The sequence below is a fragment of the Mesorhizobium sp. B283B1A genome (assembly GCF_020165735.1).
GTDB lineage: Bacteria > Pseudomonadota > Alphaproteobacteria > Rhizobiales > Rhizobiaceae > Mesorhizobium > Mesorhizobium opportunistum.
On the sequence record NZ_JAIUIQ010000055.1, the window covers coordinates 15,601 to 35,522 of the forward strand.

At 63.9% G+C, this 19,922-nt stretch carries 18 protein-coding genes and 1 pseudogene; 6 read left to right on the forward strand and 13 right to left on the reverse strand.

Going from position 1 to position 19,922, the window contains the following annotated elements; translation table 11 throughout:
* Nucleotides 1-33 precede the first annotated feature (33 nt).
* Nucleotides 34-381 carry an antibiotic biosynthesis monooxygenase gene (locus LB577_RS29755; protein WP_224690017.1) on the forward strand — a complete coding sequence of 116 codons (348 nt, stop codon included), beginning with the start codon at nucleotides 34-36 and terminating at the stop codon, nucleotides 379-381.
* A gap of 2 nt (nucleotides 382-383) precedes the next feature.
* Here LB577_RS29755 and LB577_RS29760 read toward each other — a convergent pair.
* Nucleotides 384-1,246 (reverse strand): annotated as a pseudogene (locus LB577_RS29760) (SMP-30/gluconolactonase/LRE family protein).
* A 178-nt stretch (nucleotides 1,247-1,424) separates the two neighbouring features.
* Between LB577_RS29760 and LB577_RS29765 the strand changes: the two are divergent.
* From LB577_RS29765 to LB577_RS29775, 3 genes are all read left to right on the forward strand, one after another.
* Nucleotides 1,425-2,690, forward strand: coding sequence for a DUF4375 domain-containing protein (locus LB577_RS29765; protein WP_013896328.1), 1,266 nt, complete (start codon nucleotides 1,425-1,427; stop codon nucleotides 2,688-2,690).
* Between the two features lie 288 nt (nucleotides 2,691-2,978).
* Entirely contained in the window at nucleotides 2,979-3,677 is a 699-nt protein-coding gene (locus LB577_RS29770; RefSeq protein WP_023768567.1) for a phosphatidylserine decarboxylase, read from the forward strand.
* A 3-nt stretch (nucleotides 3,678-3,680) separates the two neighbouring features.
* The gene (locus LB577_RS29775) at nucleotides 3,681-4,499 is read left to right on the forward strand and encodes a CDP-alcohol phosphatidyltransferase family protein (RefSeq protein WP_411969357.1); all 819 of its coding nucleotides are present in this window, start codon (nucleotides 3,681-3,683) and stop codon (nucleotides 4,497-4,499) included.
* 27 nt (nucleotides 4,500-4,526) lie between these two features.
* Here LB577_RS29775 and LB577_RS29780 read toward each other — a convergent pair whose 3' ends face one another.
* Both LB577_RS29780 and LB577_RS29785 read right to left on the reverse strand, forming a co-directional pair.
* A complete protein-coding gene (locus LB577_RS29780) occupies nucleotides 4,527-6,749 on the reverse strand; it encodes an AMP-binding protein (RefSeq protein WP_224690018.1) in 2,223 nt (740 codons plus the stop codon).
* Between the two features lie 138 nt (nucleotides 6,750-6,887).
* Nucleotides 6,888-7,295 carry a tautomerase family protein gene (locus tag LB577_RS29785; protein WP_224690019.1) on the reverse strand — a complete coding sequence of 136 codons (408 nt, stop codon included), beginning with the start codon at nucleotides 7,293-7,295 and terminating at the stop codon, nucleotides 6,888-6,890.
* A gap of 110 nt (nucleotides 7,296-7,405) precedes the next feature.
* On the opposite strand from LB577_RS29785, the gene LB577_RS29790 reads away from it, so the two are divergent.
* Nucleotides 7,406-8,269, forward strand: a complete 864-nt coding sequence (locus tag LB577_RS29790) for a LysR substrate-binding domain-containing protein (protein ID WP_224690020.1) — start codon at nucleotides 7,406-7,408, stop codon at nucleotides 8,267-8,269.
* Between the two features lie 238 nt (nucleotides 8,270-8,507).
* Here LB577_RS29790 and LB577_RS29795 read toward each other — a convergent pair whose 3' ends face one another.
* The 3 genes from LB577_RS29795 to LB577_RS29805 form a co-directional block, all read right to left on the reverse strand.
* Nucleotides 8,508-9,416: a DMT family transporter gene (locus LB577_RS29795; RefSeq protein ID WP_224690021.1), complete on the reverse strand. Its 909-nt coding sequence runs from the start codon at nucleotides 9,414-9,416 to the stop codon at nucleotides 8,508-8,510.
* 54 nt (nucleotides 9,417-9,470) lie between these two features.
* Nucleotides 9,471-10,358, reverse strand: coding sequence for a DMT family transporter (locus tag LB577_RS29800; RefSeq protein WP_224690022.1), 888 nt, complete (start codon nucleotides 10,356-10,358; stop codon nucleotides 9,471-9,473).
* A gap of 170 nt (nucleotides 10,359-10,528) precedes the next feature.
* Complete coding sequence (locus LB577_RS29805) at nucleotides 10,529-12,040, reverse strand: S10 family peptidase (protein WP_224690023.1); 1,512 nt, start codon at nucleotides 12,038-12,040, stop codon at nucleotides 10,529-10,531.
* A 175-nt stretch (nucleotides 12,041-12,215) separates the two neighbouring features.
* On the opposite strand from LB577_RS29805, the gene LB577_RS29810 reads away from it, so the two are divergent.
* Nucleotides 12,216-12,722 carry an OsmC family protein gene (locus LB577_RS29810; RefSeq protein ID WP_224690024.1) on the forward strand — a complete coding sequence of 169 codons (507 nt, stop codon included), beginning with the start codon at nucleotides 12,216-12,218 and terminating at the stop codon, nucleotides 12,720-12,722.
* Nucleotides 12,723-12,882: 160 nt separating this feature from the next.
* Here LB577_RS29810 and LB577_RS29815 read toward each other — a convergent pair whose 3' ends face one another.
* The 7 genes from LB577_RS29815 to radA form a co-directional block, all read right to left on the reverse strand.
* Nucleotides 12,883-13,101, reverse strand: coding sequence for a hypothetical protein (locus tag LB577_RS29815; RefSeq protein WP_224690025.1), 219 nt, complete (start codon nucleotides 13,099-13,101; stop codon nucleotides 12,883-12,885).
* A gap of 167 nt (nucleotides 13,102-13,268) precedes the next feature.
* Nucleotides 13,269-13,907 (reverse strand): hypothetical protein, encoded by a 639-nt coding sequence (locus LB577_RS29820; protein ID WP_224690026.1) that lies wholly within the window; start codon nucleotides 13,905-13,907, stop codon nucleotides 13,269-13,271.
* Between the two features lie 125 nt (nucleotides 13,908-14,032).
* Nucleotides 14,033-14,773, reverse strand: coding sequence for an SDR family NAD(P)-dependent oxidoreductase (locus tag LB577_RS29825; RefSeq protein WP_224690027.1), 741 nt, complete (start codon nucleotides 14,771-14,773; stop codon nucleotides 14,033-14,035).
* A 61-nt stretch (nucleotides 14,774-14,834) separates the two neighbouring features.
* A complete protein-coding gene (gene purF / locus LB577_RS29830; protein ID WP_023779649.1) occupies nucleotides 14,835-16,304 on the reverse strand; it encodes an amidophosphoribosyltransferase in 1,470 nt (489 codons plus the stop codon).
* Between the two features lie 140 nt (nucleotides 16,305-16,444).
* Nucleotides 16,445-17,599 (reverse strand): ISNCY family transposase, encoded by a 1,155-nt coding sequence (locus LB577_RS29835; RefSeq protein WP_224690028.1) that lies wholly within the window; start codon nucleotides 17,597-17,599, stop codon nucleotides 16,445-16,447.
* A gap of 165 nt (nucleotides 17,600-17,764) precedes the next feature.
* Nucleotides 17,765-18,427 (reverse strand): CvpA family protein, encoded by a 663-nt coding sequence (locus LB577_RS29840; RefSeq protein WP_224690029.1) that lies wholly within the window; start codon nucleotides 18,425-18,427, stop codon nucleotides 17,765-17,767.
* A gap of 47 nt (nucleotides 18,428-18,474) precedes the next feature.
* Complete coding sequence (gene radA / locus LB577_RS29845) at nucleotides 18,475-19,878, reverse strand: DNA repair protein RadA (RefSeq protein WP_224690031.1); 1,404 nt, start codon at nucleotides 19,876-19,878, stop codon at nucleotides 18,475-18,477.
* Between the last annotated feature and the right edge of the window lie 44 nt (nucleotides 19,879-19,922).

Genomic DNA, 19,922 nt, shown 5'->3' on the forward strand with positions numbered 1-19,922 from the left:
CAAACACCATGATCCAGGAACGGAAGAATCGAAATGAGCGCCACAAATCATAATGGTAACAGCGGCAGCGTGTTCAGGGTGGACAAGTTCGTCGTCCCGGCCGCCGCCCGCGCGGAGATCCTCGCCAAGGTCAGGACAACGCACGAATTGCTGCGCCAACAGCAGGGTTTCGTGCAGGATTTCCTGCTCGAGCAATTTTCGGGGCCGGGCGAGTTCAATCTCGTCACGATCGTCGAATGGGAAAGCCAGGCGGCTGTCGACAAGGTCGTGCCGATCGTCAAGGCCGCGCAAGAGCGCATCGCCTTCAACCCGCAGGAGACCATCACCCGGCTCGGCGTGCGAGCCGACATCGCCAACTACCAGCGAATTGCCGAAGCATAGGTTCACGGCCAGCCGACGCCGGGTGCCGGCGCCTCGGCGCTGAGCACCTGGCCGGTCCGGGTCTCGCTGACCATGTGCTCGAAGCCGCGCCATTCCGCGGCGACGATGAACAGGGTTCGCCTGGCCGCGCCGCCCAGCATGCAGGCAAAGCAGCCGCGATCGATGGTGACGGTCTGCAAGACCTCACCGCCTTCGCGCGCCCGAACGCAATGCTTGTTGGAACATCCGCGTACCAGACCGCCCCTTCGGCATCGAGGCAGATGCCGTCGGGGTAACCGTCGAGTTCGGCCCAGGCGCGTCGGTTGGATAAGGTACCGTCGGCGGCGATGTCGAAAGCGGTCAGCCGGCTGGCGTGGGATTCGGCGATGATCAGCGTCTTGTTGTCCGGGCTCATCGCCATGCCGTTGGCAAAGGCGATATTCTCTGCCACCTGCCGGACCGAACCATCCGGCGTGACCAGCACGATCGTGCCCGGGCCGAAATGCTGGCCGGGAGCCGGCGCCGGTCCCCCGCCATTGACATAGATGTTGCCGCGGCCGTCGACGACGATTTCGTTCCACGGACTTTTCGAGAGGCCGCGCAGATCGGCATGGGTGACGAGACTGCCATCGGCTTCCTGCCGCAGCAGCAAGCGTTCCCGGCCCGAGACGACTAGCAGACGACCATCCGGCAGCCAGTCGATGGAGTAGGGCAGCACGGCCGGCACGGTGAGCATGATCTCGCGGTTGCCTTCGGCATCGACGGCGATGATCTCGCCGGTGCCCCAGTTGCAAAGCCACAGCCGTCCGTCATGCCAGCGCGGCGACTCGCCGAAAGCGAGGCCGGCAGTGATGAGATGCGCTTGGGAGGCAGGTGACTGCTGCATGTAAGGGACTCCTTGCCGGTTATCCTACCAAGGACGGTCGAGCCGATGGGGTGCCGACACCGCAGTCAGGAATTTCGGAACAAATCTTCCTATGCAAGTGCGGCAGATCAATCTTGAGCCCTTTTATCTTTCTGACCTGGTGATATTGTTCGCTATTAGAGTTTAGGGAAGTATTTGGATGTTCGGTTTTTTTTCGCGAAGACCAAAGAAGAATTCCGAGAAGCCGTCGGGAATCCCACTTCCTGCCGTAGGACAGGCATCGAAAGCCGGGCTGTTGGTAATCGTGCCTCGTTCAACCGTGGACAAAGCCGTTGAGAAGCCTTTTCAACTCGTCTTGGCAGTCGAAAAATTTATTCACGCTATGGTTTTTAAAGGGCTCTACCGCCATTTTGAAATCGACCCAAAGGCGATGCACGTCTCCCATGCCGATCAATATTCCGCCGAGGTGAATAACGGCGGTCATAGTCAATTCATCCACAATGCCGACCGTGAGTTCGATGTGATGGTCGCCAACGCTCGTGCCGGCCTCATTGCTATTGGCGCGAAGGGGCAATTGGCGACTCTGGAAGAGATGTCCGTCTGGGTCTCCGAACACCCTGACGAAGCCTCGGAAGAGACCGGCTTCGAGGGCGGGCGCGACGATTTTCTCGACACGCTTGATGATGCTTTCTACGGCGCCGATGAGGCTTCTCCGATAATCGATCTATTGGCGCTCTGGATCGCATCATGGCCCGATCTGCAGATTGTCGACGACGATGATTGCGATGAAGCTATCCTCCAGTTGGCAATGGCCAATCCTCTGCGCGAATCCCGGCTTCTTCATCGATCGGTCAGCGAACTGGTCGGTCAGATGTTTCGCACGCGCGATGTCGGAGTCGGCCTCGCGTGCGCCAATGCGCTACCGCCCGAGGTCAAACTATCGCTTGGCGTGGCGAGGATGTTGGATGTCGAGGGCGAGACCCAATTAGCTTTTCAACTGCGCACCAACGCAGAGGAGCTTCGCCTTTGCGTCTCCACCGACACCCATGCGGCCGTCTATGGATATATCGCTCCGGAAGTTCGGCCAATTGCGCAACCGGGTGAAAATATACTCGCTGCTGGTGCGCCTCGCGTCGGTCGCAAGCTCGGTCAAGCCGATGCGCAAACGATAGCAAAGGTAATCGAACTGGCCGAGGAATATCATGCGCCAGTAGCCGTCGATCTTTTGCTGCGGAAGGCTGGATTCGATCCAACTGACGCAGTCGTGTCGGCGAATTCTGTCGTGCAGAACGAAGGAGGGCCGGTGGTGAATTGGGTGGTGATGGCAGGTGGTCACGCGTTTCTCTTCCAGTCGTACCCAGACCGTGGCGTGATGTTACGCGGTGGCAATGAGCAAAGTCTGGTGGAAGCTTATCGAAATGAGCTTGAGGAACACTTCGACCTGAGCGCCGCAGCTGGCGAATAAACTGTTCGAGTTAGATCGGGCTGGAACGTCATCCTGGCCCCTGCGATCACTGCATTTCGCTCGGGAAGAAGGTTGCATGGAGATGGACGTTGGTGCCACGTGGGCCGGAATTCTGACGGCAATGGCATGGGCATGCAAGCCGGTCGCGGCTTCACGAAAGACAGAGTGTCCGGCCATCCGGATACAGCGGGCCCTTGCCCGTTCGCCCGCGCCAGCCATTGTTGCGTTGCGGCGAGGGGGGCTTTCGGCTATTGAGGCCCCACCTGAAACGGAGCCCGTTTACACCCGATGAGCCTTGTCGATACGGTCAAGAACGCGTTCGTACCGATCCATCGCGAAGGCTATCCCTTTATCGCGGCTTTTGGCGCGGCGACGCTTTTCCTTGGCTACTTCTCGTCGATCCTGTTCTGGATCGGCCTGATCCTGACCGCCTGGTGCGTCTATTTCTTCCGTGATCCCGAGCGCGTCACCCCGATTGACGACCGCCTTGTGGTGAGCCCCGCCGACGGCATCATCTCGGCTGTCGGACCGGCTGTGCCGCCGCGCGAACTTGGCCTCGGCAATGTCGAGATGACCCGCATATCGGTGTTCATGAATGTCTTTTCCTGCCACGTGAACCGCGCCCCGGTACGCGGCCGTATCGTCAAGATCGAACACCGGCCTGGAAAATTCCTCAACGCCGAACTCGACAAGGCCAGCACCGAGAACGAGCGCAACGGCCTGGTCATCGAAAGCCCCAACGGCACGATCGCCGCCGTCCAGATCGCAGGTCTGGTGGCGCGGCGGATCGTCTGTTGGGCCGAGGCGGGCGGCTCGATCGGCACCGGCGAGCGTTTCGGCCTGATCCGCTTCGGCTCGCGCGTCGACGTCTTCCTGCCCTTGACCGCGACGCCGCGCGTTGCCGTCGGCCAGACAGCGGTCGGCGGTGAAACCGTGCTGGCCGAATTCGGTGGCGTCGCCGGTACGCCTCTCGTGCGGATTTCCTGAGCCGTGGGCACGCAATATAAGAAGTTCGAGGCCCATGCCAGCGGCGGTCCCCGCATCCGCGAGATTCCGATGCGCATGGTGCTGCCCAACCTCGTCACCGTGCTTGCCATCTGCGCCGGCCTGTCCGGCATCCGCTTCGGCTTCGAAGGCCGTTTTGAGCCGGCGGTGGTGATGGTGCTGCTGGCAGCCTTCCTCGACGGCATTGACGGCCGCTTGGCGCGGATGCTGAAGGCGACCTCCAAATTCGGCGCGCAGATGGATTCGCTGGCCGACATCGTCAATTTCGGCGTCGCCCCGGCTTTGGTGCTTTATGCCTTCCTGCTCGACCGTGCCGGCTCGCCGGGCTGGATCGCGGCATTGCTGTTCGCCATCGCCTGCGGGCTCAGGCTCGCCCGCTTCAACGTGCTCGACGACGAGAAGGCCGACCGCCCGATATGGCAGTCCGAATATTTCGTCGGCGTGCCGGCGCCGGCTGGTGCTGTGCTGGTGATGCTGCCGCTCTATCTCTCTTTCCTGCGGCTCGGGCTGGAGCCAAGCCGCCCGGCTGCCTTCATCGCCACCGGTTTCACCGTGCTGGTCGCCTTCCTCCTGGTCAGCCGGTTGCCGGTCTATTCCGGCAAGAGCATCAAGATCCCCGGCGACCGGGTGCTGCCCGTCATCCTGGCGGTCGTGCTCTACGTTCTCTTGCTGATGACCTATCCCTGGTACACGCTGACCGCGTCGGTCGCCGGCTACCTGATCTTCCTGCCGTTTTCCGTGCGCGCCTATTCCAAGCGCGCCAAGCTGGAGGGCGAGAAGGTGCCGCCCTCGGACATAGGATAGAAGGTCCGCCGAAGTCCCTGATCTGTCTCAGGCCGCGACGCCGAGCCCCAGCCTGTCGATCGCCAGCTTGCGGGTCGAGACGTAGTCCGTCTTGCCCGACCCCAGCACGGGGATTTCCTCGACCTTGACGATATCGTTCGGCACCATCAATTCGGCCGCACCCGCCTGCTTGCCGAACTTGCGCAATTCGTCGGGATTGGCATCGTCGGCGGTGGTGACCAGAACGATGCGCTCGCCACGCCGCTTGTCCGGCACCGCTACCGCCGCATGGCGTTCTTCCGGCCAAAGCGACTGCACCAGCATCTCGACCGCGCCGAGCGACACCATCTCGCCGGCGATCTTGGCGAAGCGCTTGGCGCGGCCGCGAATGGCAATGAAGCCTTCGCGATCGACGGCAACGATGTCGCCGGTATCGTGCCAGCCGGTCAGCGGCTGCAACTCGCCGGGCCGATCCGCGGTCATGTAGCCCATCATCAGGTTTGGCCCGTCGAGCCACAACCGGCCGGCGTCCGAGATGCCTTCGATCGGCTCCAGCTTCATGCGCATCGCCGGCAGCAGCCTGCCGACCGTGCCGTCGCGGCCGTGGATCGCGGTGTTGACGGCAACCACCGGCGCGGCCTCGGTCAGCCCGAAACCTTCAATGATCTCGGCCTGGAAGCGCTCGCGATAGACGCGGCGGGTTTCCGGTTTCACCGCCTCGGCGCCGGCAACGACGAAGCGCAGGCTGGAAAAATCGCCATCCTTGGCGGTGCGCGCATAATTGGCGAGGAACGTGTCGGTGCCGAACATGACGGTCGGTTTTACCTTGCGCGCGACCTCGGGAATGATCTTGTAGTGCAGCGGCGAGGGGTAGAGGAACAGTTTTACCCCGGTGACCAGCGGCAATATGGTGCCGCCCGTCAGGCCGAAGGAATGGAACACCGGCAGCACGTTGAGCAGGATGTCGGCCGGCGAGATGGTGATGCGCGCCTCGGCCTGCATGGCGTTGGCGTGAAGGTTCCTCTGTGACAGAACAACCGCCTTCGGCGTGCCTTCGGAGCCCGAAGTGAACAGGATGACGCCCGGCTTGGCCGCGTCCTGCCGCTGCAGAGGCCAGCGCCACAGCAGGGCGGCGGCAAGCTTGTCCAGCGCGGTGACGCTGGTCCGCAGGTCTTCCAGCCACAGCAGCCTCGCGCCGCCCTTTTCGACCGCGACGACGATATCGGCGAGGTCAGCTTTTTCCACAAAGGCGCGCGATGAGATGACGGTGCGGATCATCGCCGTGCGCATCGCCGCGGTGACGCTCGCCGGTCCGGCCGTATAATTGATCATCGCCGCTACGCGGCCTGCCGACAGGAGCCCGACGAAGGACAGCACGACGCCATTGGCGTTGGGCAGCATCACGCCTACCGCTTCGCCCGGCGCGGTGACCGCCTCGAAGCACCTGCCCAGCACTCGCGCGCCGATGAACATCTTGCGGTAGCTCAGCGCGCCCGAGATGACATCCTCGATGATGGGATGCGAGGCGCCGACACGATCGGAAGCATCGCGCATGGCCAGGAACAGTCCGCGATCGAGGTTGCTCCCGAAAAGCCGAGCCTCCGCGACACGGTCGAAAAGCGCATTGGTGTTCGAGGCCTGGTCGGGGTTGCGTGCCACCAGTTCGGCGATGGTCATCGGCTCCAGGACGCTGATCGACAGCTGCGGAAACCAATGCCGTGGCGCCTTGTCCGCCGGCGTCAGCGACACCGGCAGGCTGCGCGCGCCGGCGACGAAGATTGGCACGATGCGGGCGTCGGCCTGCATGGCGATGCGGGTGACGGCGCGAAACAGCCGAAACGTCTTGACGTCGGGCTCGACCGCATCCGGCAGATAGACGGCGAGCCGCCCCTTGCCCTTCAGCACGCGCACCAGCCGGCGGCTGACGAAGACATGTTCGGCGTTGAAGGCGATGGTGCGGCCAAGCTCGCGCCAGGGTTCGAGCCAGGGCGAACGCGCCGAGACCTCGTCGAGGATATGCAGCGTGTCGTCAGGCAGCAGCGACAGCATCAGCGCCGGTTCGAAGCGCGACTGGTGCGAGATGACGTAGATGACCGGTACCTGCGCCTTGCGCGCGATCCTGATGCGGTTGTCGCTGACCCGGTAGGCGAGCTTGAACGGCACATAGAGCAGTGCCTGGGCGAAGCGCAGGCCGAGGCGGAATTTTTCCACCACGCCGATCAGCAGCCAGGCCACGACAAGACCCGCAAGCAACGCCAGTGTCAGGATCATGCCGCGTCTCTCCCAACGACTTTGTCACCGCGGCTCTTTTGCGGCCGCGTCGGTCAGAGCGTAGACGATGTGGGAGCAAGGTCAATGCGGATGAGGACGGTCTTGCTTCTCCCACAGGGGAAGAAGGAAAGGCGCCCCTCAAGCCGCCTTCAACCGTCCGCTGATGAAGCGGAACTCCTGCGTCTTGCCGCCATAGCCATAGGCGGCCGCCGGCACCTCATGCACGAAGGCATAGCTTTCTTCATGTATGCCGCCCAGCAGGCGGCCGAAGGCATCGAAGATTGCCTTGAGATAGGCTTCCTGCTCGAGCTTGGTGTTGGTGCCGTCGACCACCTTGATGTCGAGCCAGAACGTGTTGGTGCCATGCTCGGCCAGCGACTTGCCGCCGGCGAACCAATGCTGCGGATCGATATAGGACACGGCAACGGCGGTGATCGTCGGATCCTTGCGCAGCTGCGTGGCGGTGATCTCGGTCACTTCCCGGGCCATCCTGGCGGATAGGGCGGCGTCGGGCTTGCCGGTGACGCTGACATTGATGATGGGCATTTTTCTTCTCCTGGTTGAGCGGCGTCGATCGCCGTTGAAAAGACCATCTCATCATTATCGGATCAAAAAAATCGAATTGTTTTTTATTGAAGATTCGATAAAATCGAATTATGCAAACGCTCGATCCCGACCTGCTCAGAACCTTTCTCGCTTTCGCCGACAGCGGCTCGCTGGCGCAGGCGGCTTCCAGCGTCGGCCGCTCGCCCTCGGCGGTGACCGCACAGATGCAGCGGCTGGAAGAGATCGTCGGTGAGCCGCTTCTGGCGCCGCAGGGGCGGGGACGTGGCCTGACGCCGGCCGGAGAGGATCTCGTCGGCCATGCCAGGCGCATCCTTGTCGTGCATCGCGAGGCGTGGCTGGCGTTGAAGGGCGCGCGCGCCGCCGGGCGCGTCGCCATAGGCACCACGCAGGATTTCGCCGACAGCGGCCTGCCGGAGCTGCTGCGCGCCTTCGCCTCCAGCCATCCGCGCGTCAGGATCGAATTGCGCGTCGGCCGCTCCGCCGAGCTGGCGCAGGCGCTGCAGGCCGGCAGCCTCGACCTGGCGATCGTCATGCGCCAGTCGGCGATGGCGGACGAGGTCGGCGTGCTGTGCGAGCCTATGATATGGCTATGCTCGCAGAAAGGTTTGGCCTCGCGCCAGGAAGAACTGCCCCTGGCGCTGCTCGATCCCTATTGCGGCTTTCGCGAGGCCGCGCTTGCGGCACTCGATGCGGCTGGCCGGCGTTATCGCATCGCTGCCGGCAGTGCCAGCCTTGCCGGCCTGCGCACCGCGGTGAATGCCGGTGTCGCGCTGACGTTGCGAACCGCGCGCTTTGCCCATTCCGGCATTGTCGAGGCACCGCGCGAGCTTGGCCTGCCGCAGGTTCCGATGGCTGAGTTCGCGATCCGGCTGCGCGCCGGCGCCGATGGCCCAGCTAACGATCTGGCGGCACTGCTCGCCGGCAACCTGGCCCTGTCCGGGGCACTTGGCTGATTGGCCAAGACTTGTCCGGGCTCCCGTTTACTCGCAAAGAAAAAGCCGACCTTGCGGTCGGGCCCTTTTAGCAAAGAAAAAGCCGACCTTGCGGTCGGGCCCCATTTAGCAAAGAAAAAGCCGACCTTGCGGTCGGCTTGGAGTAAGACGGGCCGAGGGGTTTGGGGGGACTTGGGGGGTGGCCCGTCGCACCAATAATGCCTGAGCCCGATGATGGTTCCATGACTTCGAAAATTTTTTAAGAAATATTTGACGCTGTCCGTTGCCCGCGGGCCGCCAGCCAATCGCGGCCGGCATGGGCAAACACCGCGCAGAGCACGATGGCGCCGCCGACCAGGCTGGCCGCCGGCGAAATCTCGCCCAGGAACAGGAAGGCAAACAGGATGGCGAACGGCACTTCGGCGGAGCCGAGCAGCCCGGATTCGGCGGCCGGGATGAGCCGTGCGCCTTCCGTCCACAGGATCGACGACAGCGCGAAAGATGCGCCGAAGGTGACGAGCAGGACGGCATCCCTTGGCGAAACCGCCAGCGGATCGGTGACGAACCAGCCGAGCACGAACAACAGGAAGGCCGATACCGCGCCGGCCCACACCACGGGCGTGTCGCGGAAGGCACGCACCATAATCATGTAGAGGCCGCTGCCGATGGTCATCAGCAGCGCCAGTCCGTCGCCGAACAGGTTGCCGGTGCCAAAACTGGACCAGACCATGATCGCCACGCCGCAAAGCGACACGGCAGCGGCGAGCATCGTCTGCATGCGGAAGGGTTCACGTGTCAGAACCCAGGCCAGCAGCGCGGTGACGAAAGGTGCGGTGGCGTAGATGACGGTGACATTGGCGACGAAAGTGAATTTGAACGCCGAGATGAAGGCGATGCTGGCCAGCGCGCCTTCCACCGCCAGCAGCCAGCCGCGCCAGCCCAATCGCAGGCTCTCGCGCCCGCCGGAGCGGTGTCGCCGCCACAGCACATAGAGGCTGATCAGGACCGAACCGACAAAGCCGCGCCAGCAGATGATGGTCAGCGGATCGGCATGGATCGATTTTGTCAGCACGCCGGTCAGCGCAAAGACGGCCGCCGAGCATGACACGAGAACGATGCCAAGCGTGCGCTCGGCGACAGTGTCGGTGGTGCCTGTCACATCAGTCATGCCGTCAGCCTACGCCGCTCCCACCTGACATCGTAGCGTCAGCAGTGATGCGCATCACAGCCGCTTGCGGAAATGCTCGCCGCCGACGATCAGCAGCCCGGCGGCGACGATGAGGGCGGCACCCAGGAAGACTTCACGGCGCGGCACATCGCCCCAGATCGCAAAGCCGAGCGCGAACGCCCACAGCAGCGAGGTGTATTCGAGCGGCGCGAGGATCGAGGCCGGCGTGCGCTTCATGCCCTCGAAGAGGAGGTATTGCGCCAGACCGCCGAGCGCCCCGACGCTGGCAAGAAGCAACAGCTGGGGCAGGTCCGGCGTGTGCCACCACCACAGCGCCGGCACCGCCGAAAACAGCAGGAAATAGAAATTGTTGAGAAGAAGCTGGATCATCGAGCGTTCGGCAAGCGCGGTCTTGCGCAGGAGCACGATGGCAATGCCCCACAGGAGGGCGGCTGTCAGCACCAGCAGCACCGGCACGGACAGGCCGAGATGGGTAGGATCACAGGCGACAAAGACACCGGCGAAGCCGATCAGGACCGCCAGCCAGCGCAGCATCGGCACCTTTTCGCCGAGCAGGAACACCGAAAGCACGGTGACGATGATCGGGGCCGCGTAATAGACGGTGGTCAGTTCGGCGAGCTGCAGGCTGCGCGCCGCGTTGTAGTAACAGAGCCAGGCGGCAAGCGTGAAGGCGCTGCGCACCAGCATCGGCTGCACGATCGGCGAGCGCACCGTGTCGGCAAACAGCGCTCGTCCGCCGATCGCCGCGCAGGCACCCAGAATGGTGATGCTGCGGAAGAACATGATCTGCCAAACGGTCATGCCGGTGACCAAGAGCTTGATCGAGGCATCCTGCGTCGAAAACAGGAGATAGGCCGCACCGGTCAAAAGGATCCCGGCGAGAACCCTTTCACGCGTTTCGAGAATGGCGACATCGGCCATAAGGTGCGGGACCAGTGTTGCAGGAAGCGACAGCAAGTGCTGTGAAGCGGTGCGAGCGGCCTGGAATGTCAGGCCCGGCTCCGAGCTATACGCGCGAAAGTCGGCGCGGCGCTGCGCCAGCCCGGAGCTTGCGTTGGGGCAGAGGTTGATCGCGCGCGTTGTCGCGAAGCTTACTGCGTTGCCTGGTAGAGTTCCGAGGCGGCCTCTTTCAGAGCGCGTCGACCGTCGGGGCTGAAATACATCATATGCCCGCCCTCGATAACATCGAGATGGATGGGCTTTGCATCGGCAAGCGACGGGATTTGATTCACCAGGTAGCGCGAGGCCAGATAAGGCGTAACCAGATCGGTGTAGCCGTTGACGATCACGACGCCGAGCGCGGGGTTCAGAGAGCGTGCTCGCTGCAGGTCGTCCATCACCCCGGCATAGCCTTGCCGTGAGGCGCTCGTCCCGTAATCCCAACTATGGCTGATTTCGCCATTGAGCAGGCGATAGCTGACATCGGTGCGGAAATTCAGTTCGTCGCGGGCGTAGCCGACGAAAGCCGAGGTCAAAGCCGGCACGCTGCGGTCGAGCACTGGATCCGGACCGACGACGCGGGCGCTTTCGGGCGCGATGTCGGCGGTGCCGATCATGGCGTCGTATGGGCTGAGCACCTTGCCGCTGGCGCGGGCGAACTCTCTTGCGAACAGGTTGGTCGGGATGCGGGCGGAGTTGCGCTGCACGAGATCGAGCGGCAGGCCGGTGATGTCGGCCACGCGCTGGCTCGCCAGTCGCCCGCCTTGCTCCAGCCCGCTGGTGAGCGCCGTCAGATAATCGCCCAGCGCATAATGTTCGACTTCGGCCAGCTTCTCCCGCAACGCATCGCCCTTGACGCCTTCGGCGCGCAGGCGCACGGCCGCCAGCGACGGCAATTCGAGGGCCCAATGCAACGGCTCGAATTCGTCGGGCCGCACCAGTGTGAACTCCAGCGCCGGCGAGATCAGCACGATGCCGTTCGGACTGATGCCGATATCCTCTTGCAATGTCCTGGCCAGAAGCGCCGCACGGAAGCCGCCATAGCTTTCCCCGGCGAGGAACAGCGGCGAACCGGTGCGGCCGTTCTGCGCGAGGTAGAGTCGGATGAAGGCACCTATCGAGCTGGCATCCTGATTGACGCCCCAGAAGTCGTGCGTGTCCTGGCCCGGTGCTTCGCGGCTGTATCCAGTTCCGACCGGATCGACGAAGACGAGGTCGGTCATGTCGAGCCAGCTGTCCGGATTGTCGATGAGCCTTTGCGGCGGGGGCAGGAATTCGCCACCGGTTCCCGTGGCGATCACGCGCGGACCAAGCGCGCCGATATGCAGGAAGGCGGACGCTGCTCCAGGGCCGCCATTGAACACGAAGGTGATCGGTCGCTGCGGGTCCTTGGCCGCGCTTGCCGGTGGCTCCAGCGTATAGGCGACATAGAATATCTCCGCTGTGACGTCGCCCTTGCCGGAAAGCAGCGGCAAGGTGCCGGCCCTTGCCTGATAGTCCAGCTTGCGCCCAGCGAGGGTGATGGAATGCCTGGTGGTCTGCGGCGACGGCAGCAGGGACAGCACGCCGCCCGAGGGCGCCGGACGCTCCGCCGTATCAGCCAGGACCGGCTGCGTGAAGGCGGCAAGCATCAGCAGGGCGATCAGTTTCAGCTTGAGCGACATGATGTCTCCGCGAGAACGACTCCCGCATAGGTATGGCCGCGGCGGTCGAAGTCAAAGGGCATGGATGGGTGGCTCGATTTTACCAATTCGAGATTCTTGCTGCGGGTTGTGACAAGCACCCGATTTCGGACCATTATTCACGGCACGAAACAAGCAGTCGGGAAAGGGCAACAAAATGGACGCCACGGAACTGAAGGCCATGCAAGCCCCGCTGAAGCAGGCCTATCGCGACGACGCTTCGCAGGCGCTGATCACGTTGAAGGCAAGAGGGTCGATCGACGACCAGTCGGTGGCGTGCAAGGTGGAGACGGGAAGGGCCCTTGCGGTTGCCGGACTGCACCCGGCAACCGGCGGCTCAGGTCTGGAGCTGTGCTCCGGCGACATGCTGCTCGAGGCCTTGGTGGCCTGCGCCGGCGTAACGCTGAAGGCCGTGGCGACGGCGCTCGAGTTCAAGCTTGGGGCTGCCACGGTTGAGGCCCAAGGCGACCTCGATTTTCGCGGCACGCTCGGTGTCACCAAGGATGCGCCGGTCGGCTTCCGCGCGATCCGGCTCAATTTCAGTCTCGACACCGACGAGCCGCAAGAGCGCATCGATTCGCTGCTGAAGCTGACCGAGCGCTATTGCGTGGTGTTTCAGACCATCAACCAGAAACCTGAGCTGACGGTGAGCGCACGGCGCTGAAGATCTCCCGCTTGAGGGGGAAATGTCGCCCAAGGCGACATAGGGGGATCGGAACATCCTGACGCGACGCCCCTTTGCCGGCAGAGGAGGTCAGCGCTCCACGCGGCGACCCCCTCTGGCCTGCCGGCCATCTCCCCCTCAAGAGGGGAGATTACGCTCATCACTGCGCGGACGGCTCTTCGGCATCGCCTTCGTCGGTGAAGGGCGAGGCGCTTGGCACGCACTGCACCGACCAGCCGGCCGGCGTCGGCTGCTTCTGATATTCGGTGATGGCGGCGGCGCACTGTTCGCGCTTGTCGAAGGTGCTGGGCAGCACGACCATGCCGCCCTGCGGGCCGGCGATTACCAGATACCAGACCAACGCTGCGGTCGTAGCCATGGGGATTTCCTTAATCTGCCCGAGAGGGCGCTTGTTGCGGGAGTCGCTGCGATCCTAACAACTCCGTGGAAATGACGAAAGCATGACCACGGAGCAGCCTTTGCGCTGGAGATCACAGCCGCGTGATGACAAGGCGGGCTCTGCTCCGGTTCTTGAGGGCTACCGCCTCAGTCGGTTGCAAAACAGTAGAACAGGCCGTCGCCGCCTGTGCCCTTCAGCGCCTCCTGGCCGCAGCCGCTGCGCGAGGCATGCGAGGAATTCCAAGACTTCGCCGCAGCCGAATCGTCGAGCCCGGCGCGGTCGTGGTGGCCCATCATGGCAGCCCCTTCGGCGCCGCTCATCGTCCAGTCGCCACAGGTCTGGTCGGCGATCTTGGTGCCGTCGGGCTTGGAGCCGGTCAGCATGTCGTGACGGTTCGGTGTATCGCCACGGCCATTGACGGTCTCACCCTTCTCGGTGAGCGCGGTCTGCTTGGTGATGCCGTTGGCGTCGCTGTGCAGCGAGGCGACATCGTCGGCGATCTTCTCGCCCTTGGCGTTGAACCAGGGGCCCTTGCCGATGCGATCGCGCGCGTCCTCGGTGCTGGTCGAGAGATAGGCGTGCCAGGTCTTGCCGGCGGCGCCGGCCGCTTCGGCGAGCGAGCCGCAATGCGCGTCGGCGCCCTTCAGGCCACCGAGATCGCCGCCCTTGCCAGGGCCGGCGCTGGTGACGAAGAAACTCATCTTGGCATCTTGCGACAGGGCTGTGCCGGCAGTCGCGGCGAGGGCGGCCGCGGTGGCGGCAACGAGAAGAAGAAGTCTGCGCATGTCGGTCCTCCGGTTTTCGAATGTCCTACGTTCGAAGAACGTAGCCGGAGGCCTTTTTAATCCCTGACACAGGCCACCTGAATGCGGGCAGAGGTTCTGGGAGCCGTCGAAACGAGGGTGTAAATTTATTCCGGTTGCCTGTAGGCGACGAAGCGGTTGTGCTTGGCCTGGAAGATCAGCCCGGTCTCTTTCAGGTCCGGGCTTGCCAGCGGCACGATCCGTTTGGCGATGTCTGAAGGGTGCGGCAGCGTTGCCGGATCCTCGCCGGGAACGGCCTGCGCGCGCATGGCGGTGCGGGTGGCGCCGGGGTCGGCTGCGTTGACGCGCAGCGGCAGGCTTTGCGTCTCATGCGCCCAGGAGCGCATCATTGTCTCCACCGCTGCCTTCGACGCCGCGTACGGCGCCCAGAAGGCGCGTGCCGAATGCGCGGCGTTGGAGGAAAGCAAAATCGCGCGGCCGGCATCCGAAAGCCGCAGCAGCGGGTCGACCGAACGGATCAGCCGCCAGGTCGAGGTGACATTGATGGTCATCACCTTTTCGAAGGTCTTGGCCTCGACATGGCCGATCGGCGAGATGACACCGAGCACGCCGGCATTGGCGACCAGAATGTCGAGCTTGCCCCAGCGCTCGTGAATGGCGCCGCCCAGCCGATCGATGCCGGCCATGTCGGCGAGGTCGAGCGGCACCAGCGTGGCCTGGCCGCCGGCCGCCTTGATCTGGTCGTCGAGTTCTTCAAGCCCGCCGACGGTGCGCGCGACCGCGATCACATGCGCGCCGGCGGCGGCCAATTCCTTGGCGATGAAATAACCAATGCCGCGCGAGGCGCCGGTGACGACCGCGACGCGGCCGGAGAGGTCGAGGGTCATGCGAGAATTTCCGTGAGGTAGGTGCGAGACGCCCCCGAAGGCAAATGACGGCCTGGCAATCCTATGCCCCGCTGTTCGCCAGCAGCGACAGCGTGCGTACATTGTCGTGGCCTTCGAAGTCGAGCAGGCGGGTCGGATACTGGCCGGTGAAGCAGGCGTCGCAGAATTGCGGCTGGTCGTTGTCGCGGCTGGCCTCGCCGACGGCGCGGTAGAGCCCATCGATCGAGAGGAAGCCGAGCGAATCGACGCGGATGAATTCGGCCATCTCCTCCACCGACATGCGCGATGCCAGGAGCTTCGACTTCTCCGGCGTGTCGACGCCGTAGAAGCAGGAGGCGCTGGTCGGGGGCGAGGCGATGCGCATGTGCACTTCCTTGGCGCCGGCATCGCGCACCATCTGCACGATCTTCTGGCTGGTGGTGCCGCGCACGATGCTGTCGTCGACCAGCACAACGCGCTTGCCTTCGATCATGCGGCGGTTGGCGTTGTGCTTCAGCTTGACGCCCATGTGGCGGATCGAATCGCCGGGCTGGATGAAGGTGCGGCCGACATAGTGGTTGCGGATGATACCGAGCTCGAACGGGATGCCGGCCGCCTGGCTGAAGCCGATCGCCGCCGGCGTGCCCGAATCCGGCACCGGCACGACGATGTCGGCGTCGACCGGATTTTCCTGCGCCAGTTCGGCGCCGATGCGCTTGCGCACCTCATAGACGTTGCGGCCTTCGACCGAGGAATCCGGCCGAGCGAAATAGACATATTCGAAGATGCAGAAGCGGGTCTTCTGCGGCTCGAACGGGAACAGGCTTTCGATGCCCTTGGAGGTGACGACGACCATCTCGCCCGGTTTCAGGTCGCGCACGAAACGCGCGCCGATAATGTCGAGCGCGCAGGTCTCGGAGGCCAGGATCCAGGCGCCGTCGAGATCGCCGAGCACCAATGGCCTGATGCCGAGCGGGTCGCGGCAGCCGATCATCTTCTTGGCGGTCATCGCCACCAGCGAGAAGGCGCCCTCGACCTGCCGCACTGCATCGATGAAGCGCGAGTTGAGGTCGCGCTCCTTGCTGGTCGCGACCAGATGCAGGAGCGTTTCGGTGTCGGAAGTGGAGGAGAAGATCGCGCCCTGTTTCTGCAGCGCGCGCTGCACCGTCATGGCATTGGTCAAATTGCCATTGTGGGCGACGGCGAACCCACCATCGGCAAGTTCGGCAAAGAAGGGTTGGATGTTGCGCATGCCGGCGCCGCCGGTTGTGGCGTAGCGCGTATGGCCGATGGCGCGGTTGCCTTGCAGGCTGTCGATGACGCGCTGTTTGGTGAAGGTGTCGCCGATCAGGCCGACATGGCGTTCGACATGGAACTGGGTGCCGTCGTAGGAAACGATGCCGGCCGCTTCCTGGCCGCGATGCTGCAGCGCATGCAGGCCGAGTGTGACGATGGCCGCTGCGTCCTGCCGGCCGAAAATGCCGAACACACCGCACTCGTCATGGAAATGGTCGTCGGCCTCGGCGGAAAGCACGTCGTCTGCGTCTGCCATCTTAAGCTCCGCTAAAATCGCCATATAGAGCGGGTTCGCGTCGAAAGCAACGCGCGCCGTGCAGTCGTGTCGGTAGCTAATCAAGATGTCCGGTTTTGGTAGCACATTACTTGTCCGCTTCAGTTTTGCGTCGAAGCGGTTCACGCGGCTTGCCTGATGGGGCAAGTTTCTTCGATTGCGACGCCGTCGGGCCTGTATCGCGCAATGCGGCGCGGCCCGTGGAAGATCGCGAGGGTGCCGTCCGGGTACCGCCTGATCTTGACCGTGGCCTTGACGAAGTGATGCCGGATCGGGCTGTGCGGGAGCTGCAATCGCAGCCGCTCGAAGGCGACCGTGTTGTCACGGGCAACGACGCGCTCCTCCTCGATGCACAGGATCTGAGCCAGTTGTTGCGGGTCGGCAGCGACAAAGGCGCTGTCCTCAACCGCGGCCGGCCTGGCGAAGCGGGCATTGTGAGCCGGCAGATAGGTCTGTGCGATAAAGCCGTTGGCGGCCTGGATATCAGCCATGCCGGCCAGTACCAGTTCCTTAGGCAGTCGGTCCTGCAAGGTTGAGAACATTCGCTCGGAGCGGCCCCTGGCTTCAGGCGAATAGGCTGGAATATGTTCGATGCCGAGCCGATCGAGCGCCCGGCCAACTTGGGTCAAGCGAATCTTGTCGACAGGACCGCCGGCCTTGAGCGTCACGAAATAGTGGCTGCCGCGATCGCTGTAGAGGCTCGACGGCAGTCCCTTGGCGACGAATGTCTCCAGAAGTCCCTGAAAGCTCGACGCCGTGCCTTCCTCCTCGATCAGGAAGGCCGAATAGATCGTGCTCGTCGCATCGTCCATCGTCACGATCAGATCCAGCATCGGCCCACCCGCCAGCCATTGATGACGGCTGCCATCCTGATGCAGCATCATCCCCTCGCACGGCTTCCTTTCCCGCTTGCGCCGGTGAGCACCGCGCCGCTTGGCCCGTTCCACCAGCCCAGCTGCATGAAGCTGCGTCTTGATGAAGGTGTAGCCCCAGCTGAAGTCATGATCGCGCAGCAGGTGCTCGTGGAAATGCTTCACGTTCCAGCCAAGGTAGCGGTGGCGATAAAGTTCCAGCATCTCCTCGATCGCCTCCGCGGGCACCCGGCGCGTCGAAAGCTTGCCCAAACGCCGGTCGAGCAACCCAGCCTCCCCAGCCTCTTCGTAACGGTCACGGTAACGCCGGAATTGCCGCTCCGACATGCCCAGCAACTCGCCTGCCTCCATCATCGAAAGATCGCCGCCATTCCAGCGGCTCAATACATCCCGAAACTTCTGCATTCTCCGGTCCTGTAGCCACGCTGCCCGCTTCATCCCCAGCCTCCATTCGCTGGCGATAAAACCGGACAACTCGCGTGCTACCTAATCCGGACAACTCATGTGCTTACGACACGCGCGCCGTGCAGTCGTTCACACCATCGTCGGTCCTGACGCCCGTTTCGGGCGTCAGTTTGCAGGCGCTGCCGGTGCCGGCTTGGCCATGTTGTCGGCAGGAGCGGCGTCGTTGTCGTCGGGCGCTGGCGCATTGGCGTCGTCGCCGCCGGCAGGCGCATCCGCTGCCGGCGCGTCCGGGGCTGCCGGCGTCTCGGCGGCCGGCTGATTCGGATTGAGCTTCTTGAGGATGGCGTTTTCCGGATCCTCCGGCAGCAGGCTCTCGAGCTTGGCGCCGATCTGCTCCAGCAGCGGTCGCGACTTGGCTTCCGTCACCCAGGCCGGTGCCTTGGCGCCGGCCAGCCAATTGAAGAACAGCAACGCGACAGCGACGACCAGTATGCCGCGCGCGGCGCCGTAGAGGAAACCGAGCGTGCGGTCGAGCGCGCCGATCCGGGAATCGATGATCCAGTCGGCGAGCTTCATGGTGATGACCGAAACGACGATCAGCGCGATGACGAAGACGACGCCGGCGGAGGCCGCCATGGCGATCTTCTCATTGTCGATGTAGGGCTTCAGATAGGGCAGGACCGGCTTGTAGAAGAAGAAAGCCGCCGCGGCCGCCGCCGCCCACGATACGACCGAAAGGACCTCGCGCGAAAAGCCGCGAACCATGGCGAGCATCGCCGAGACCAGGGTGAAGCCGACGAGAATTCCGTCAAGCAGCGTAATCGGCATGTCTTTCGCCCCACTCCGATCTCTTTTTCACGGCTCGACGAGCCGCGTTATTCTTCGTCGTCCACACGGCTTCGGCGTGAGCCGGCTATGCGTGCCACGAGGTCGGCAAGCTCGGTGGGCTGGAAAGCGCCGGCCCCGATCCCCCCAGCAAGTTCCTCGCTGCCCAAGGGCAGAACCGCGTTACCAAAACCCAGCTTTTCGGCTTCCTTGAGGCGCTGCTGCGCATGCGCAACCGGCCTCACCGCGCCCGAAAGGCTGATTTCGCCGAAATAGACGCAATCCGCGGGAAGGGCAAGACCGGTGAGTGAGGAAACCAGTGCGGCGGCGACAGCGAGATCGGCGGCCGGCTCGCTGATGCGGTAGCCGCCGGCGACGTTGAGATAGACGTCATGGGTGCCGAAGCGCACGCCGCAATGGGCTTCCAGCACCGCCAGGATCATCGACAGCCGCGCGCCATCCCAACCGACCACCGCCCGGCGCGGCGTGCCGAGCGAGGAGGACGCGACAAGCGCCTGGATCTCGACCAGGACGGGCCTGGTGCCTTCCATGCCGGCGAAAACGGCAGCCCCCGGGGATTTCGCATGCCGTTCGCCCAAGAACAGCTCCGACGGGTTGGCGACCTCGCGCAAGCCCTTGTCCGACATTTCGAAGACGCCGATCTCGTCGGTCGGTCCAAAGCGGTTCTTCACCGTGCGCAGGATGCGGTAGTGGTGGCCGCCTTCGCCCTCGAAATAGAGCACGCCATCGACCATATGCTCGACGACGCGCGGGCCGGCGATCTGGCCTTCCTTGGTGACATGGCCGACAAGGACGATCGCCGCACCCGTCGATTTCGCATAGCGGATCATCGCCTGGGCGGAAGCGCGCACCTGGGTAACGGTGCCAGGCGCGGAATCGGCAAGATCGGTCCATAGTGTCTGGATCGAATCGAGAATGACCAGATCCGGCCGCTTGCCGTCGGCGATCGTGGCGAGAATGTCCTCGACATTGGTTTCGGCGGCCAGCTCCACCGCGGTGTCGGCAACACCCAACCGCTGCGCTCGCAGCCTGATCTGGGCGACGGCCTCCTCGCCCGAGACATAGACGATGCGGTGGCCCCGGGACGCAAGTGCCGCGGCAGCCTGGGTAAGAAGCGTCGATTTGCCGATGCCGGGATCGCCGCCGACCAGCAGCGCCGAGCCGCGAACGAAACCGCCGCCGGTGGCGCGGTCGAGCTCGCCGATGCCCGAGACGATGCGCGGCGCGTCCTCTATGTCGCCCGACAGTGTCGTCAGCACCACCGCGCGGCCCTTGCGGGCATTGCGCGTGTTGGCCGGGCCGGAGCCTATGCCGCCGGAGGTGCCTTCCTCGACCAGCGTGTTCCACTCGCCGCAGGCATCGCATTTGCCGGCCCAGCGCTGATGCACCGACCCGCAATTCTGGCAGATGAACTGAACGCGCGATTTAGCCATGGAGCCGCGCCAGCCGTGGGGAAAATGCAAAGGACAAGCAGGCC